The organism is Streptomyces sp. NPDC059679, assembly GCF_042734105.1.
Classification (GTDB): domain Bacteria; phylum Actinomycetota; class Actinomycetes; order Streptomycetales; family Streptomycetaceae; genus Streptomyces.
The window spans coordinates 152,055-169,126 of the sequence record NZ_JBHWES010000017.1 but is presented as its reverse complement, the minus strand read 5'-3'; the positions used below and the strand labels follow the sequence as shown (position 1 = coordinate 169,126).

16 protein-coding genes and 1 pseudogene are annotated in these 17,072 nt (G+C 69.1%); 4 read left to right on the top strand and 13 right to left on the bottom strand.

Annotated features, from left to right (window positions below; all coding sequences use genetic code 11):
* The 7 genes from ACFV2X_RS20475 to ACFV2X_RS20445 form a co-directional block, all read right to left on the bottom strand.
* Positions 1-843 (bottom strand): aldo/keto reductase (locus ACFV2X_RS20475; protein ID WP_385618210.1); only part of this gene is annotated, 843 nt, incomplete at its 3' end.
* 32 nt (positions 844-875) lie between these two features.
* Entirely contained in the window at positions 876-1,793 is a 918-nt protein-coding gene (locus ACFV2X_RS20470; RefSeq protein ID WP_385618208.1) for an amidohydrolase family protein, read from the bottom strand.
* A gap of 25 nt (positions 1,794-1,818) precedes the next feature.
* Entirely contained in the window at positions 1,819-2,907 is a 1,089-nt protein-coding gene (locus ACFV2X_RS20465) for a mandelate racemase/muconate lactonizing enzyme family protein (protein WP_385618206.1), read from the bottom strand.
* A 52-nt stretch (positions 2,908-2,959) separates the two neighbouring features.
* Complete coding sequence (locus ACFV2X_RS20460) at positions 2,960-3,886, bottom strand: carbohydrate ABC transporter permease (RefSeq protein WP_385618204.1); 927 nt, start codon at positions 3,884-3,886, stop codon at positions 2,960-2,962.
* Positions 3,883-4,803 carry a carbohydrate ABC transporter permease gene (locus ACFV2X_RS20455; protein ID WP_385618201.1) on the bottom strand — a complete coding sequence of 307 codons (921 nt, stop codon included), beginning with the start codon at positions 4,801-4,803 and terminating at the stop codon, positions 3,883-3,885. Before ACFV2X_RS20455 ends, ACFV2X_RS20460 begins: the two co-directional genes overlap by 4 nt.
* Positions 4,803-6,116, bottom strand: coding sequence for an ABC transporter substrate-binding protein (locus ACFV2X_RS20450; RefSeq protein ID WP_385618199.1), 1,314 nt, complete (start codon positions 6,114-6,116; stop codon positions 4,803-4,805). Before ACFV2X_RS20450 ends, ACFV2X_RS20455 begins: the two co-directional genes overlap by 1 nt.
* 25 nt (positions 6,117-6,141) lie before the next feature.
* Positions 6,142-7,431, bottom strand: a complete 1,290-nt coding sequence (locus tag ACFV2X_RS20445; protein WP_385618197.1) for an alpha-L-fucosidase — start codon at positions 7,429-7,431, stop codon at positions 6,142-6,144.
* Positions 7,432-7,617: 186 nt separating this feature from the next.
* Between ACFV2X_RS20445 and ACFV2X_RS20440 the strand changes: the two genes are divergently transcribed.
* Entirely contained in the window at positions 7,618-8,325 is a 708-nt protein-coding gene (locus ACFV2X_RS20440; protein WP_385618195.1) for a GntR family transcriptional regulator, read from the top strand.
* A 60-nt stretch (positions 8,326-8,385) separates the two neighbouring features.
* On the opposite strand, the gene ACFV2X_RS20435 is transcribed toward ACFV2X_RS20440, so the two are convergent.
* A complete protein-coding gene (locus ACFV2X_RS20435) occupies positions 8,386-9,069 on the bottom strand; it encodes a GntR family transcriptional regulator (RefSeq protein ID WP_385618192.1) in 684 nt (227 codons plus the stop codon).
* A 175-nt stretch (positions 9,070-9,244) separates the two neighbouring features.
* On the opposite strand from ACFV2X_RS20435, the pseudogene ACFV2X_RS20430 reads away from it, so the two are divergent.
* Positions 9,245-9,439: pseudogene (locus tag ACFV2X_RS20430) on the top strand (LUD domain-containing protein); the annotation flags it as partial.
* Here the strand turns inward: ACFV2X_RS20430 and ACFV2X_RS20425 are convergent.
* The 3 genes from ACFV2X_RS20425 to ACFV2X_RS20415 form a co-directional block, all read right to left on the bottom strand.
* Positions 9,399-9,845, bottom strand: coding sequence for an RbsD/FucU family protein (locus ACFV2X_RS20425; RefSeq protein ID WP_385618190.1), 447 nt, complete (start codon positions 9,843-9,845; stop codon positions 9,399-9,401). The pseudogene ACFV2X_RS20430 and the gene ACFV2X_RS20425 sit on opposite strands and share 41 nt — an antisense overlap.
* Positions 9,846-9,851: 6 nt before the next feature.
* Positions 9,852-12,683: a hypothetical protein gene (locus tag ACFV2X_RS20420; RefSeq protein WP_385618188.1), complete on the bottom strand. Its 2,832-nt coding sequence runs from the start codon at positions 12,681-12,683 to the stop codon at positions 9,852-9,854.
* Positions 12,684-12,757: 74 nt separating this feature from the next.
* The gene (locus ACFV2X_RS20415) at positions 12,758-14,344 is read right to left on the bottom strand and encodes a purine-cytosine permease family protein (protein WP_385618186.1); all 1,587 of its coding nucleotides are present in this window, start codon (positions 14,342-14,344) and stop codon (positions 12,758-12,760) included.
* A 517-nt stretch (positions 14,345-14,861) separates the two neighbouring features.
* On the opposite strand from ACFV2X_RS20415, the gene ACFV2X_RS20410 reads away from it, so the two are divergent.
* A complete protein-coding gene (locus tag ACFV2X_RS20410; protein ID WP_385618184.1) occupies positions 14,862-15,833 on the top strand; it encodes a LacI family DNA-binding transcriptional regulator in 972 nt (323 codons plus the stop codon).
* 42 nt (positions 15,834-15,875) lie between these two features.
* Here ACFV2X_RS20410 and ACFV2X_RS20405 read toward each other — a convergent pair whose 3' ends face one another.
* Positions 15,876-16,328: a hypothetical protein gene (locus tag ACFV2X_RS20405; RefSeq protein ID WP_385618182.1), complete on the bottom strand. Its 453-nt coding sequence runs from the start codon at positions 16,326-16,328 to the stop codon at positions 15,876-15,878.
* 46 nt (positions 16,329-16,374) lie between these two features.
* Positions 16,375-16,860 (bottom strand): DUF2269 family protein, encoded by a 486-nt coding sequence (locus ACFV2X_RS20400; protein ID WP_385618180.1) that lies wholly within the window; start codon positions 16,858-16,860, stop codon positions 16,375-16,377.
* On the opposite strand from ACFV2X_RS20400, the gene ACFV2X_RS20395 reads away from it, so the two are divergent.
* On the top strand, positions 16,859-17,068 hold the full coding sequence (locus ACFV2X_RS20395; RefSeq protein WP_385618179.1) for a hypothetical protein: 210 nt from the start codon (positions 16,859-16,861) through the stop codon (positions 17,066-17,068). The genes ACFV2X_RS20400 and ACFV2X_RS20395 overlap by 2 nt on opposite strands.
* Positions 17,069-17,072: the final 4 nt, after the last annotated feature.

Sequence of the window (17,072 nt, the reverse complement as noted above, 5' to 3'; positions counted from 1 at the left end):
GTCGGGGGAGGCCATACCGGCGACCACCGACGCCACCTCCGGCCGCCGCAGCGGGAAGCGGAGCGCGGCGTGGGCCAACTCGATGCCCGCGGCCCGGCAGAGCGCGGCGAGCTCGCGGGCGCGGCGCAGCACCGGCTCGGTCACCGGCGCGTAGTCGAAGGTGTCGTCCTCGCCCGGCTCGGTCCGCGCGAGAATGCCGGAGTTGAACGGCGCCGCCGCGAGCACCGACACGCCGCGCTCGGCGCAGCGGTGCAGCAGCGGCTCGCCGGAACGGTCGAGCAGGGTCCAGCGTCCGGCGAGCATCACGGCGTCCACGTCGCAGCGGTCCACGATCTCCGCGAGCGGCTGCCAGTAGTTCATGCCGACGCCGACCGCCGAGACCAGGCCCTCGTCGCGCATCCGTAGCAGCTCAGGCACCGTTTCGGTGATCACCTGCGGGACGTGCAGGTCGGGGTCGTGTACGAGGACGATGTCGACGTGGTCGACGCCCAGCCGGGTCAGGCTGTCTTCGAGGCTGCGCCTGACCCCGGCAGGGGAGTAATCGAGCCGCCGGCGCAGCGTGTCCGGTACGGCGAACCCCGAGCCGAGATCCGTGCCTCGCGGATCGTCGTTGGGGACGAGGAGCCGCCCGACCTTCGTCGAGATCACGTACTCGGCGCGGGGCCTGGACGCCAGCGCCCGGCCGAGCCGCTGCTCGGCCAGGCCGAGCCCGTAGTGCGGCGCCGTGTCGAAGTACCGGACGCCGGCCTGCCAGGCCGCGTCGACGGTGGCCAGTGCCTGCTCGTCGTCGACGGCGGCGTACAGGTTCCCGATCGGCGCGCTGCCGAAGCCGAGCTCGGTCACGTGGACGCCGGTCCGTCCGATCCGCCGGCGGTTCACGCGGCGGCCCCACTGCCGACAGCGAGTCCGTACCAACGGCTCGCGGTGCCCCCGTACACGGCGGCCCGGTCCGCGTCGTCGAGCGTCTCCAGCAGCGCCGCAGTGATCGACAAGGTGTGCCCGTAGTCGGCGGCCAGGGTGCACACCGGCCAGTCCGAGCCGAACATCAGCCGCCGGGCGCCGAACTCCTCCAGCAGCGGCCGGGCGTACGGGAGCAGGTGCTCGGCGTCGCGCTGCCCGTCGCCGGCCTCGGTGAGCAGGCCGGAGAACTTCACCGCGACGTTCGGCAGGGCCGCCAGCTCGGCGATGTGCGTCGCCCACGGCTCGATCGCGCCCGCCGCGATGGGCGGCTTGCCCGCGTGGTCGAGGACGAAGGACGTGCCGGTGTGGCGCCGTACCGCCTCGATCGCCGAGGGGAGCTGTGCGGCGGTGACGATCAGATCGAAGACCAGCCCGCGGTCGCCCAGGACGTCCAGGCCGGCGGCGACGTCCGGGCGCAGCAGCCAGTCTCCCTCTGCCGCGCCGGGCGGTTCGAGCTGAACCTGGTGCCGCAGGCCGACCAGGCCGGTGCCGCCCTCCGCCGCGCGCAGCCGGTCCAGGGTGGTGGCCAGGTCGGGGGCGGTGAGTTCGGCCCAGCCGACGACACCGGCAACGCGGATGTCGCGCGCGTACAGCCGCAGCAGCTCCACGGTCTCGTCCGCCGAGTCCACCGTCTCGACGACCACGGTCGCGTCGATGCCATGCGCGTCGAGCTGCGGCGCCAGGTCCGTCATGGTGAAGTCGCGGCGCAGCGCGGGCAGGTCCCGTGTCCATGGCTGGTCCCGGACCGACAGGTCCCACACATGGTGGTGCGCGTCGACACGTGGCGGTCCCGCCACGCTTGTCGAGGCTTCAGCGCGGTCCACCCATTTCATCAAGGCTCCTTGCTCCTTAAGTCGTTCAGGCGACCCGGTGGTCGTCGAGGGCGTCGGGGTTCCAGTCGATTCCGATGCCGGGTACGTCGGGAGGGGTCACACAGCCGTCCTCGATGGCGAGCGTGCTGTGCGTGATCGCCTGGAGTTGCGGTATGTGCTCCACGAAGATCCCGTTCGGCACGGCCGCGGCAAGGCTGACATGCAGCTCCATGAGGAAGTGTGGGCTCACCGCGACGTTGCAGGCCTCGGCGGCGTGCGCGACCTTCAGCCAGGGGGTGATCCCGCCGACGCGGGCGACGTCGACCTGGACGATCCCGGCCGCGCCCGCGGCCAGGTAGGCACCGAACCGCTGGACGGAGTACAGCGACTCGCCGACGGCCACCGGCACGCTGGTGGAGGCGGACAGCCGACGGTGCCCGGCCAGGTCGTCGGCCGGCAGAGGCTCCTCGAACCAGGCGATGTCAAGCGGCTCGTACGTGCGAGCGCGGCGGATCGCGTCGGCGGCCGTGAAGGCATGGTTCGCGTCGACCATCACCTCCAGCTCCGGGCCCACGGCCGCGCGGACGGCCGCGAGCCGCTCGGCGTCCTCGGCCGGCGACGGCCTGCCCACCTTGATCTTCACGCCGCGCAGCCCGGCCGCTGCCGACTGCCGCGCGCCTTCCACGACGTCTTCGATCGGCAGGTGCAGCCAGCCGCCCTCGGTGTCGTAGACGGGCAGCCGCTCGTGGGCGCCGCCCGCCATCCGCCACAGTGACTCGCCGGTACGGCGACCGCGCAGGTCCCACAACGCGGTGTCGACCGCGGCGAACGCCAGCGAGGTGATCGCCCCGACGGTCGTCGCCCGGGTCTGGTCGAGCATGTGCCGCCACAGCGCCTCGATGGGCCGGGCGTCCCGCCCCAGCAGTGCCGGGGCCAAGTGGTCCCGGATGAGCGACACGACGGCCCGCCCGCCGGTCCCGATGGTGTAGGAGTACCCGATGCCGGACAGCCCGTCGGACGTGTGGACTGTGACGAGGGCCGTCTCCTGCTTGACGAAGGACTGCATCGCGTCGACGCGTACGGCCGCCGGCTCGAGATCCACCAGCTGGACGTCGATGCGTTCGATTCGGGTCATGTCGTGGGCTTCCTGGATCGGGGCACGATACGGCTCACTTGGGGGCTACGGCTCACTTGAGGGCGCCCAGCGTGATGCCGTTCGTGACGTAGCGCTGGAAGATGAGGAAGAGGATGACGATGGGAAACGTCGCGATGGTGAGGCCGGCGAAGAAGGCTCCCTGATCGCTGACGAACTGTCCCTGAAAGGACAGCAGCCCGACCGACAGCGTGCGGTTCTGCGGGCGGGTCAGCAGGACCACGCCGAACTGCACCTCGCTCCAGACGAAGATCAGCCCGAGCATCGAGACCGAGATGAAGCCGCCCTTGCTGATCGGCAGTACGACGCGCAGCAGCGCGGCGAACTCCCCGCACCCGTCGATCTTGGCGGCCTCGAGCAGTTCGCGCGGCACGGCGGCGAACACCGACCGCATGATCAGGGCGATGGTCGGCGTCATGAACGCCGCGTACACCAGCGAGATGCCGAGCACGCTGTTGAGCAGGCGGTACCTGCCGAGGATTTCGAACGTCGGGATCAGCGCGACGATCAGCGGGATGCTCAGGGCGAGCACCATGATGCGGCTGACCGCGCCCGACAGTGCCCGGGTCGCCCGGGCCAGGCCGTAGCCGGCGAGGCTGCCGCAGGTCACGCCGATGGCGAGGCTGCAGAGCGTGATCAGCAGGCTGTTGACGATGTACGTCGGCAGAGGTGCGCCGCCGACTGTGCCGCGCCAGGCGGTGGAGTAGTTCGACAGCATCCAGCGACCGCTGAGGCCCAGCGGATGGGCGTAGATGTCGGCCGTCGGATGCAGTGACAGCAACAGCATCGACAGGAACGGGACGACGGTGATCAACGTCCAGACGAGCAGCAGCAGGTACCCGAGGTACCACAGCGGGCCGCGTCGCCGGAGCCGTCGCTGCCGTCGGTGTCGGTGTGCGTCTGCCGCCATGTCGGCCGTACGGGTCTTCGCGAGCCGCGCCGGTGTCGTCGGGGCCGTCATCGCGCGTCCAGCCGCTGCTGGCGGAACAGTTGCAGGACCACGACGCCGATGACGCTGACGATCAGCGTCGTCACGACGGCGGTGGCCGAGCCGTAGCCGTAGTCCTGGTCGATGAACGACTGCTTGTAGACCAGCACCGGCAGGATGCTCGTGGCGTTGCCGGGCCCGCCCCGGGTCATCGCGTAGATGATGCCGAAGGCGTTGAAGGAGAACACCGACATCAGGGTCGTGACCGTACCGAGCATCGGCACGATGTTCGGCAGCGTGATCCGGAAGAGCCGTCCGGCCTCGGACACGCCATCGAGCGTGGCCGCCTCGTGGACCTCGGGGGAAATGGTGTCCATCGCGCCCAGCAGGATCAGCATCGCGTACCCGGTCTGCGTCCACACCGCGACGAAGATCGTCACCATCAGCGCGGTCGTCGGCGATGCGAGCCAGGCGTGTGCGTCGCCGAGTCCGAGTGAGCCGAGCACTGTGTTCACCACGCCGGTGGAGGGCTGGAACGAGTTGGACCAGAAGACGCCCGCGACGCTGACCGGGACGATCACCGGCAGGAACCAGATGATCTTGAAGAAGCGGGCACCGGGGACCTTCCGGTTGATCGCGTTGGCGAGCAAGGTCGCGATCACCACGGTGCAGACCACGGTGCCGACGAAGAACACCAGGCTGGTCACGATCGACTGCCGGACCAGCGAGTCGTTGATGAGCCGCCGGTAGTTGGCCAGCCCGCGGTAGGTGACGGATCCGACGCCGTCCCACGAGCCGAGGCTGATGTGCACCGACTCCGCGACCGGGTAGGCGATGAGCAGGGTCATCAGCACCAGCGCCGGTGCGAGGATCAGAATCGGGAACTTCCGTGCACTGCGTCGTGGCCTGCGGGTGGTGGCGGCAACCGGGGGGATCTCCTGGGCGGTCATCAGTCCGTCGCCCCGGAGACCTTGCCGGACTGCAGATCCTCCAGCCCGTTCTGGAACTGCTGGGCCGCCTGCCGCGGGGTCAGCTTGCCGGAGACGAGCTTCTGCAGCACCGGCACCGCGAACGACTGCCCGAGCGTGGACGGCACGGTCGAGTCCCAGATGTTGACCAGTCCGACGGACTTGGACAGCTCGAACTGCTGCTGCACCAGGTCGCCCAGGTTCGACAGGCTCGACGGCTTGATCGAGGTGAACACCGGCAGGGAGCCGCTGGCGGCGACCACGCTGACCTGGTACTTGTCGGTCATGAAGAACTTGAGGAACTTCTTGGCCAGCCCCGGGTTCGCCGCCTTGGCCGGGATGACGAGGGTGTCGCCGTTGAAGGCGTTGAACGGTGTCTTGCGGCCCTTCGTCAGCGGCGGCAGCAGGAACCAGCCCATGTCGAACGACGGCTTGGCCGCCTTCAGGTCCGCGTAGCTGTAGTTGCCGCCCTGCAGCATCGCGAGCCTGCCGCTGGTGAACAGCGCCTGGGCCTGCGTGGTGTCCATGCCGAGCATCCCCTTCTGGTAGATGCCCTTCTTCTGCCAGCCCTGGATGGTCCGCAGTGCCTTCACGAAGCCCGGGTCGGTGTACTTGACGTTCGTCGGCGAACCCGGCTTGAAGTTCGTGAGCATGGCCTGGTAGTCGCTCTCCGACACCGCGGTGGGCAGCAGCGCGTCGAGCGTGTGCCCCAGGTCGTACGGGCTCGACCCGCCGACGCCGAGGCCCTCGTACCCCGCGGACTTCAACTTGGCCGCCATGGACTCGAACTCGGCGACGGAGGCGACCTGGTGATCGGCCGGGTCGGGGATGCCGGCCTTGGCGAACGCCGCCTTGTTGTAGTAGATCGGGGCGATCAGCAGTTCCTCGTAGAGAACGCCGTAATGATGCCCGTTGGTCGTGTAGTAGGCGGTCTGGCTCTTGGTGTACTTGTCCGCCAGACCAGCGGCATTCCACACATCGTCAATCGGGGTGAGCTGCTTGTTCTTCAGCAGCGCCGACCAGACGCCGGTACTGCGCTGGAGGTAGCCGATGTCCGGGGTGGCGGTCGAGCTGAGCAGGGCCACATTCGGGCCGCGGGAGCTGTTGGAGTCGACGCTCTCGAAGGTGACCTTGGTGCCGGGGTTGGCCTTCTCGAAGTCCTTGCCGACCTGTTGCATCCGATCGGCCATCGGCCCGGCGGGGATCTGCACACGCAGCGACTTGCCGTCGCCGGATGAAGCGCCCGGACCGGTGCCGCACGCCGAGAGGATGCTCGCGGCCGCGAGCAGGACCACGGCACGCCTGGCCGCCTTGGAAGTGTTAAAGGGCCGCACGTGACTCGTCTTTCCGGGAGTTGGACAGTTCGATGGCAATCACGTCGATGAGGGCGCCGGTCGGTGGCGGCACGGTGATGAAGAGCTCGCCGAGGGGCTCGTCCTCGGCGCCGTTGGCCTTGTGCACTTCCTCATTGACGGAGTACTCCAGGGGCTGCTCGGTGCCGAGCATGCGCACGCCGGCCACCAAGCCGATAGGCACGTTGCGCACGACGAGGAGGTCCTGCGGCCGCAACAGCAGGTGCAGGTAGACGGTGTCGCCGTGCTGGGTGGCGGGGCCGTGGAAGTCGAGGCGTTCGGACGCCGGCCCGGCGCCGAAGAGGCTCTCGCCGTGGCTGGCGAGCCAGGCGCCGAGCCGCTTGAGTATGGCCACCTCGGTCGGCACAAGCGTTCCGTCGCCGCGCGGCCCGATGTTGAGCAGGAGGTTGCCGCCGCGCGAGACGACCTCGCTGAGGTAGCCGGCGAGCAGGCGCGGGCTCTTGTAGTCCAGGTCGTCGGGCCGGTACGCCCAGCTGTCGCTCATGGTGAGGCACAGCTCCCACGGTCCGCCCGGCGGACGGCGCGGCATGCCCTGCTCGGGAGTGGCGTAGTCGCCCTGGCCCGGCAGCCGGTCGTTGATGATCACATCCGGCTGCAGCGACTTGATCAGCTCGCGCAGCTCGGCGGCATGCCACTCCTCCGCGGTGCGTTCCCACTCCCCGTCGAACCAGAGCAGGTCGATCGTCCCGTACCGGGTGAGCAGTTCGGTGAGCTGTCCCTTGACATAGCCGATGTAGCGCGCCCACTGCTCCGGCGACGGCCGGCGGTACAGGTTGTGCGGGTAGGGGCGGTCGGCGTCGGTGAACGCGGGGTAGTCCGGATGGTTCCAGTCCAGCAGCGAGTAGTAGACGCCGACCCGCAGGCCCTCGGCGCGCAGCGCGTCGAAGAACTCGCGGGTGATGTCCCGTCCGTACGGTGACGCCGCGATGGAGAAGTCGGAATGTTCGGTGTGGTACATCGAGTAGCCGGCGTGGTGCCGGACGGTGAAGACGACATAGCGCGCACCCGCGGCACGGGCGAGGCGGGCGACTGCCCGCGGATCCCAGCGGTGCGGATCGAAGGTCGCGGCGGTCGACTGGTACTGCGCGACCGTGATGTCGGCTTCAGGCTCGGTACGGCCCGGAAGGATCGAATGGCCGACCAGCGGCCAGCCGATTTCCACGCCTTGCTGACTGGCGTGGTCCCAGTGGACGAAGAGCCCGAAGGCCGCTTCATCGAACCAGTCGGGAATGGTCACGAGGGTCACCCTCCGCATCGAGAGGATCTTGATCCCAGATCGGATACTATAGGATTTGATTGAGGATGCAGCTATTCCGATCGTGCGTCAACAGGTGTCGCGAAGATTTCAGAACGATCGAAGCCGTCCTCCTGATGGAAGCGGCGTCAAGCGCGTAGATTCAGTGATCGACGATGTGGAGGGTCGATGAGTGAGCCCATGCCGCTGACGGTCGCAGCCGCGATGAACAGCTCGGGTTCCCGGGGATCGGTCAAGATCAACGTTCGTGAGTCGGTCTTCCAGGCGCTGATGACCCTGCTCATGGATCACGACCTGGAGCCCGGTACGAAGCTGTCGATCGCCGGGCTCGCCCGCCAACTCGAGGTGTCCCAGACGCCGGTCCGCGAAGCTCTCGCCCGATGCGAGTCCGAGGGCCTCGTCGTGCGCCGGCCGAACGCCGGCTACCTGGTCGCCCCCCTGCTCGACCGGACCGGCCTGGACGACCTCTACGACATCCGCCTGCTCCTCGAGCCGGCCGCCGCTGAACGCGCGGCACGGTACGCGACCTCAGCCGAACTGGACGGCATGCACCACCTGCTCGAGCAGATGAGACCGCCGCTGCGCGGCGACACCTACGAGGCGTATCGCGGCTTCGCGGAACTCGACGCCGCCTTCCACAACGCCATCGCCGAGGCGAGCCGCAGCCCGCTCATCGCCGACACGCTGCGCCGGTTCCGGGCGCACACCCACACCTACCGGCTCTACTTCCGGCACAGCATCGCCGGTGAGGCCGTCGTCGAGCACCAGGCGGTGCTCGACGCCATCCGTGCCAAGGGCCCGGGGGCCGCGGCGCGCGCCATGCACGACCACTTGGAGGCGTCGAGGTCGCGCCTGAGGAACACCGGCGAATCCTGACAGGGCGCCCCAGCTCGCGGGGCAGCGTGCCGGGCGAGCCGCACAACGCGGCTCTGACGCTCAGCGGGACGCGGTCCGGCTTCGCGCCGGGGGCTGCGGGCGGTGGCGTACCCGGCTGGAGCGCAGATGTGTGGCCATCGCCTCGGCCGCCTTCTCCGGGTTGCGCTGTACGAGAGCGTTCAGGATGTGCTCGTGCTCGGCGACGGTGGCGTCGACGGATCCGGGCGCGCTGTTCAGCCGCAGCATGTGCAGATGGGCGTGGAGGCGGTTCACCGCGTCGGCGAGCAGCGGCCGCCCCGCGGCCTGGGCCAGCACATCGTGGAACTCCTGGTCGAGCGCGGCGAATCGGCGATAGTCCGCGTACTTCTCGCCCAGGTCTGGCTGGCGGCGCATCTCCTCGACGACGGACCGCAGTTGACGCAGTTCGTCGTCGCTCGCGTTCTCCGCGGCCAGTGAAGCGGCCCGGGGTTCGAGCAACAGCCGCATCTCGAACAGGTCGAGCAGGGCGTCGCGGTCGAGCAGGTCGGTGGCGCGATAGCCGGCGTTGGGCCGCTTGACCACGAGCCGCTCCGATTCGAGCCGGGCGAGCGCCTCTCGCACCGGGGTCGCCGACACGGCGAGCTGACGGGCCAGTCCCTCGATGCTTACGCGGGCGCCAGGTGCGATCTCATGGTCCATGATCATCGCCTTGACGCTTTCGTATACGCGATCGGTCAGCGCATCCTGTCGAGTCCCATCGGTCATGGCATGAATCATAGAGAATCCCTGCTCATCCCGGGCCCAGGCAAAGGATGGACGGCAACATGAGACCTGCCGACCATGCCGGTCGAACCGTTCCGCGACTGGTGGCGACGGACGGACGGCGGAAAGGACGCAGACAAATGAGCGGCAAGGACGTGATCCTGGGCCGGGTGCGGCGCGCTCGCTCGAACGGCTCGACCCGTCGCGACCACTCACCTGGATCTCCGGTCCGTCCGCCACCAGCGACATCGAGCTGGACCGGGTCGAGGGGGTGCACGGACCGCGCACCCTGGAAGTGGTGCTATGTGAAGGTGACGGCTCGGCGGCAGGCGTCAACGCTCCGGAGAGAACTCCGGCAGCACGCCCTTGGTGAGCAGGAAGCACCCGTACGGTCTGTCCTCGCCCGTGATGACCACCGCGAACGCGGAGCGGGCACGCGCATAGAACGCGTGGCGTTCGACCGCCTCCACCGCCAGCGGACGGCCCGATGCCTCCTCCGCGGCGGCGACGAAGTCCGTCTGTACCGGCGGCTCGGCGGTGGCGTCGCCGACCACCGCCATCCTCGCGATGGGCTCGGGGATGAACGTGTCGAGCGGCAGCAGTCCCAGCACCGCCCGGCCCGCCGAGACGACGTCGGTGCCATCCAGCCGAATCACCCGGTCGTTCACGGAGTGCGCGGGGAAGTTCCTGTCGACGAGCGCGATCGTGTCTCCATGTCCCATCTGCGCGAGCGCGTACAGCAGGTCCGGGGTCAGGAGCGGGTCGAGTCCTTTGAGCAAGGTGGATCAGCCTTCCGTGATCGAGGATGAGCGGGGGCCGGAGTCGCGGGGGCCGGTGTCGAAACCGTCCGGGGGCGCACCGAGGTCCGAAGTCGCGAGCGCGCGGCTCAGCAGCGGAGGCGCGAGCAGTCCGCACGGCTCGGGCTCGGCGCGGAGCCCGGTCCCGGCGTAGTAGCGGTTGGCCGCCGACGGCGCGACCCGGATGCGGAGTTCGTTCGCCCCGGGCCGCAGGACATCGGCGGGGATCGGGACGCGGTACGGCGCCCAGGCGCGCGCCCCCACCCGCACGCCGTTCACGGACACGGTCACAGCTCCGGCGACAGCCGGGAGCGTCAGCTCCAGGCGGACCGGCGCGTCGAGCTCGATCTGCCGCACATAGTCGGCGGTGCCCGCGAACGCCGGAAGGCCCTGGCGCTCCCAGCCGTGCGTCACCGCGATGTCGCGGCGGGTGCCCGCCTCCTCGTACGCGCCCTCGGCGACCTCGAGCAGCCAGCCGGACTCAAGCTCCTCGGGCGCCTCCGGCGCCGACCATTCCGGCGTGCCGCGACCGGCCGCGGCCTCGGAATCTTCCGTGGCGTCGGCCCGGCCGGAAGCGGCCTCCGCGCCCCGGTACACACGCAACAAACGCACTGCGTTCTGCTCCAGCCGCAGCACGACCGGGCCCTCGGCTGTTTCGAGGGTGTCTGCTTCGAGGGCGTGCACGGAACCGTCGGCGGCCTCCCACTCCTCGATGCGCCAGGGCCCGTCGGGCAGCAGGAGCTCCACCGTGCCCTCGGCCTCGGCGAAGCACGCGAAGCGGAAGCCGTCGGCCGCGTCCGGGCCGCCGCGCCAGCGCACCGGCGAGCCCGCGGGAACGCGCAGCGTCGGCTCGGTCCGCCCACGCTGTGCGACGAGCCCGCTCAGGACCGCCTCCTCGGGGACCGTGGCGAACACCTCCACGGCCGGGGCGAGGCCTGCCCAGTCCTCGACGGCGGTCTGCGGGCCGTCCTGGTAGACAGCGGGTGTCGCACCGCTCGCGAGCACCCGTACCCCCGATTCGGCCAGACGGCGAAGCCGGTGCAGCGATGCGGCCGAGCGCAGCGTCGTGACGGCGGGGAGTACGAGCGCCCGGTACTGGTGGTCCCCGAAGCGCACCGCACCTTCCTCCACAGCGGCGGCGTCGAGATCGCGTTCGTCCACGAGGTGGAAGCCCACCCGGGCCTCGGTGAGCGCGCGGGCCCATTCGCCCATCACAGACGCCTGCTCGCCGAGCTGACCCGCGGTCCACACCGTACGCAACGGGTACAGGACCGCCACGTCGCTCTGCGGTGACACCGGCTCGAGGAACTCGCTCAGCCGCGCGCTCTCGAGCGCGAACCGCAGGTGATGATCGGCGAACCACGGTTCGAAATTGATGCCCGGGGGGAAGTCGAAGCGCGGATTCCGCAGCGACTCGTGATCGTCTCCGTGGCCGTGGGTCTGATAGAAGCCGTGGAAGACCATCTGCCGCATGCCCTGCAGATGGTGGTTGATCGCCGTTGTGCGCAGCTCCTGCAGGGTCAGCCCCCAGTGGCCGGACCACGGGGTTCCGCCTTCGGGCGGGGTGAGGAAGTACTGCTCGACCATCGTCCCGCCGCGGCCGTGGTGGCGGGCGACGGAGTCGCCGAACACGGGGCTGAGCTGCACCAGCGCGTCCTGCGCATCCACCGCGGTGAGGTCGCGGTAACCGTCCACGCCGAAGTGGTCGAGGCCGAAGTTCACGCGCAGGTCCCAGTTCGAGAACGCGGTGTCGAGCGCCCAGCCGCCGACGTGCCCGAGGACTTCATGGCCGGTCTGACGCAGGCCGTGGGCGTGACTCCAGGTGCGCAGCTTGCCGAGAAACGTCTCCATCGCGTAGCCGCTGAAGTGCTCGTAGAACTGGGCGCGAAGGCTCAGCCGCTCCGGGTCGTCCCCGTCGAGTACGGCGGCGAGCACCTGGGGGGTCTGCCCGCCCCAGCGCTCCCGGATCGAGACGGCCAGGCTCTCGTGGAACGGCATCGCAGAACGCAGGTCTCCGGTGCGCTCCGGCCAGTCGTAGTACACGGCGTGCGGCTGGTCGAAGAACATGTAGGCGACGGTGGAGCCGAAGAAGTCGCCCAGGGCGTCGGCGAACGGCTGGTAGCCGGCCTCGATGAAGCGATCGACCGCGACCGGGTCGACGGGGTTCACGAGCCGGGAGGTCGCGCAGCGGGCGGAGACGAACACGATCGCCTCCGCGCCGTCGGGCACGGGGCCGGCGAGGCGGATACGACACCTGTCGGCGGTGCCGTCCACGCCGTCGACGAGTTCGGGCCGCTCGGCGACCGCGCCCTGCTCCCCTTCCACGACGAGCGCGTACTCGACCCGCCAGTCGGCCCAGGCGACGACGCCGCCCTCGTAGTGCCAGTCCATCGCGGCCGGGCCGAGGTTCTCCGTCGCCGAGCGGATCCCGCTGAGCGAGCCGTCCCTCGCGCCCGCGGGGATCCGCACCCAGAACAGGTGCCGTTCGCGCAGTTCGTCGTGGTCGGCCACGGCCCGGCCCGCGGCGTGACCGGTCTGCCAGTTGTAGTCGTCATAGATGCCGACGATCATGTCGAGCTCGGCGGCCGTCTCGACGGCCGTACGGCAGGCGGCGAGGTAGTCGTCGTTCAGGTAACCCTCGATCGGGTACGACAGCCGCGCCTGCACCTGGAAGCTCCGGATCCCGGCGTCGTGCATCTGCCGCACCTGGGCGCGGATCGTGTCCTTGGCGGGCAGCCGATGCCAGAACCAGTAGGCGGCGGGCGCATGCCACGGGTCCGGGTTCCGGAATCGCCGCAGCGCGGTCTCATGTGCGGACAAGGGGGTCAGCTCCTCGAGCGGTCAGCTCCTCGAGCGGCGGCGAGACCCGCGTGGGCCTCGCCGCCACGGGTCGGTCAGCGTTCGGTGCGCTCGGCCGCATGCCTGCCGGCCGCGTCGGGAGTCGGAACCCTGCGCCCGCCCTCCCCGTGCCCGCCCTTCCCGCGAGCGGCGTCTCCCGCGGTCACGAGCGAGTAGTCGGGCTTCGGGTCCAGCCGGAGCCCGAACGTGAGGATCGCGTAGAGCGCGGCGCCGAGCGCCAGGGCGATGACGATGCCGAGCCCGCTCGACCCGAACACGCCGGTGCGGCCGCTCTCGGTGAGGAGGAACCCTGTGATCTTCCCGAAGTTCGGGTCGGAGCTCGTCACCAGGCCGAGACCGACGACGGTTCCGGTGATCAGACTCAGAATCGCCGTCCAGCGCGCGTCGCGGCCGCCGTAGCCACGCGGGTTCGCCATATCGGTGTTCCAGCCCATGCGGCGCTGCCGGATGAAGTCGACGATCTGGATGCCGCCCATGGTGCCCATCATCACGGCGATGAGCGACAGGAACGACTGGAACGTCGCGAGGAACGAGGTGGAGATGAACAGCAGGTAGAAGGCGCCCGCCGCGATGATGACCGCGTTGATCGCGGTCGTCACGGAGCGGCGCAGCCGTACGCCGACCGCCATGAGCGCGAGGCCGGAGCTGTACATGCCGGTGATGGCGGCCGAAACGAGCGAGATGACGATGATGATGGAGAAGGGAACGAAGAACCACATCGGCAGGAGCGCGGTGAGCGCGCCGATCGGGTCGGACGCTGTGGCGGCACCGAGCTTCGAATCCCCGCCGACGAGAAGCGCGCCGACGGCGAGGAGGATGACGACCGGCAGGCTGAGCCCGGCGACCGTCCAGCTGATCACGCCGCGTGCCGGAGTATCGCGCGGGAGGTAACGGGCGAAGTCGCCGCCGTAGTTGAGGAAGCCGAGGCCGACGAGGGTCATCGCCATGATGATGCCGCCGATGAACACCAGCGGTCCGCCCGCAGGGGTGTCACCGAGGTGCGACCACTCGATCTCAGGCACCATGAATCCGAGGAACGCGACCGTCATGATGCCGGTCACCCACGAGATCCAGACCTCGACCTTCATGATGAACTCATGGCCGAGGACGGAGACCGTCATTGTCACGGCGAGCACGAGCACAAACCACAGCACGATCGTGAACGTGGCGCTCGACCCGTCCGTATCGGCGAACACCGACGGCCACAGCTTCGCGAACAGGTTCGCACCGGTGGTCGAGGCAAGGGTGATAATTGTCACCTTCCAGCCCATATTGGACAGGTAGGCGAAGAACGCGGGGATCCTGTTGCCCTTGATGCCGAACGCGAAGCGCGTCTGGGCGAGGGTCGGCAGTCCCGTGCGGGGCCCGCCGACCGCGAGGATGCCGACGAGGGCGGACGAGGCGAGGTAGCCGATGGTCCCGGCGACGATCGTCTGCCAGACGTTCAGACCGAGACCGAAGACGAAGATGCCGTAACTGATGCCGAGGATCGAGATGTTCCAGGCAAACCACACAGCGAACAGGCCGCTCGGCCTCCCGCGCCGTTCGGCATCGGGAACGGGGTTGACGCCGTTCGATTCGACGGTCGTGCCTCTACGACCTTGCTGAGCCTCACTGCTCATGGAAGGGCGCCTTTCGATGTATGGCGATGTGGGGAGGGGCGGGTGGTTGGAACTTCGGGGAATTCGTGGGTTCGCGTTCGAGGAGCGCGTCGACCGCGTCGGGGGACGACGCGGCTCCGCATGCGACGTGCGCGGTGACGGTTATCGCGGTCGCGGCGGTCGCGGCGGACGCGTGTACGGGGACGTGCGTACGGCGGTGAGGCGGACCGCTAAGCGGTGGGGTGGACCGCTAAACCGCCGGCGAGAGGGGAAGCGAGCGCGCGGACATGCGCGGGCTTCAGGAGATCGCCGGCTCCCGCGTGGACGACGATGCGGCTGCCGCCGCAAGCGATGAGCGGGACCGATCCGACGACAAGCACCCGTGCGCCGCCCCCTGGGGCGGCGGACGGGTGGTCACGCGGTACTCTCATCGTCGGGAAAACCATTTCCGAACCTAAGCACGCTGGTCCCTGCCGCGTCAACGGGTCGCCGGGAACGCCCTGATAACATCGACGGCCAGCAGCCAGGGGAGATCAAGATGGGCGCGCGCATCGGCTTGAAGGACGTGGCGTTGCGCGCAGGGGTCTCAGTGCCGACGGCGAGCCGTGTGCTCTCCGGTGTTCAGCGCAACGTCGACCCGGAGCTGGCGCTGCGGGTGCGGAACGCATGCGACGAACTGGGCTACAGGGTGAACGCGGCGGCGCGGGCGCTGCGGATTCAGTCGACGGATTCGTTGGCGCTTGTCGTTCCCGCGATCGCGAACGCGTACTTCGCGGAGCTGGTGTCGGCGTACTCGCGCCGCCTGGATCTTCAGGGCAAGCGGCTGGTGACGATCGACACGGGCGAGAGCCCGGAGACCGAGCAGCGCCAGCTCGGCGCCATGGATCGGGTGCTGGTGGACGCGGTACTCGTGGTGCCTGCGGCGTTCGAGCGGAGTGGCGAGGCGATCACGGAGCTCGCGCGGTCGAACCGTGTCGTGCAGGTCGACCGCCGCGCACGAGGCGTCGAAGCGCCGTCGGTACGGCTCGACAACGCGGCGGGGGTCCGCCTGCTCGTGGATCACCTGCGGGCGCGAGGCCGCCGCAGCATCCTGATGGTCGACGCCCAGGAAGACTCCTCGTCGAGCATCGAGCGCACAACCGCGTTCCGTGCGCTCGCCGGGCCGGACGACCGGGTTCTGGAAATGCCGAACTTCACCGTGGCGAGCGGCATCGACGCGGCGAAGCGGCTGCTCGCGAACCCCGGCGACACAGATGCGATCATCTGCACCGCTGACACTGTCGCGCTCGGCCTGCTGACGGCGCTTCAGCACGCCGGTAAGCGCGTGCCCGCTGAGTACGCGATCACGAGTTTCGACGGCACGTACATCTCCGACACCGCCGCGCCGGGACTCACCACCCTGGGCTCGACCGCCGAGCGCATGGTCGAGGCATCCCTCGCGCTCCTCGACGGCGGCAGCGGTGATGTCGTCCTGAAACCCGAGCTCGTGGTCCGCGGTTCCAGCGGCTGACTGCGAATCCAGGATCGCCGACCGATCAACGGGTCGAATCAGTCAGATGGTGAAGAGCGTGAATTTCGCGTTCCACAGACCCAATGGGCCTTCTTCCCCGAAATTCACGCCGGTTCTCTTGAATAGCGCATGCAGCGCCCACGACTCTCCGTCATCGTCAGGCGTCATCTCGGGAACCGCGTCGCTGCCGGTCGCTTCCAACACCTGCTGACCGTTGCGGTAGTGCAGTGCGATCGGCTTGTCGGCGATCCGCACAAGATGCAGGTCTGTCGACGCTGATGCCTCATCCAGGTAGTCGTAGTCCCCCGACAGCCTGCAGCCCGCATCGATGACGACCACCCAGTCGCCGACCTTCGTTGCGCACAGATTCGGTACCCGCCTGCCTGAGGTTGCGTCCTCGAAACACATCGTGGTGCTCGTCTCGATGAACACGTCCGGCACCGCTTCGTACAGCTCGTCCTGCCGGACAGCAACCACCTCTATGTTCCAGCCCATTGACGCACTCTAACAATTCCCATCCTGCTTTTCGGTGGCTGAGCCGTTATGCGCCTGTCGTCGAGCCGGGGCGGACGATCATCAGGACCACCACGATCAGCCAGGCGAGCGCGAACAGGCCGGTGATCACCGACAGGCGGGGCAGCCGGGCGATCAGGGACTCCGCGGCGGTCGACGTCCGTTCGGACTTGTCGAGCTGGCTGACCACGTTGTCCTGGGTGCCGAGCACCGCGATGCCCAGCAGGACGGCGGCCACCGCTGTCAGAGCCATGGAGGCGATGAGCCAGGGGCTGCCCATGACGCCCATCACCTGGGCGGTGCCGACACCGAAGATCGGGACGGAGATGCCGGCCACGGCGTAGACCCGGCAGATCCGATGCAGCAGCCGGACCGGGCCCTCAGCCGACTGCTGCTCGGGCCCGTCTGCCAGTGCCTGGCGCGCAAAACGCGGGAACAAGCTCGCCGCGATGGTGACCGGTCCGATGAGCAGGATCGCTGCCAGCACGTGGATGCTGAGCAGGAATTTGGCCATGTCGGTGTCTCTCGATCCCGAGGTGGACGCCCCCGGAATCAGCCAACTGCTCATGGCGATCAACCGGGGCATGGAAGTGCTGGCCAAGGCCGGGTGCGACGCGGTCGCGCTGGAGCGCGTCGCCGATCAGGCATTCGAAGGACTCCCGCTTACGGCGCGGGCCCGGTCTCAGCGGGCGCCCCGCCCAGTCGTCTCCGACGCCTCCTGAGCAC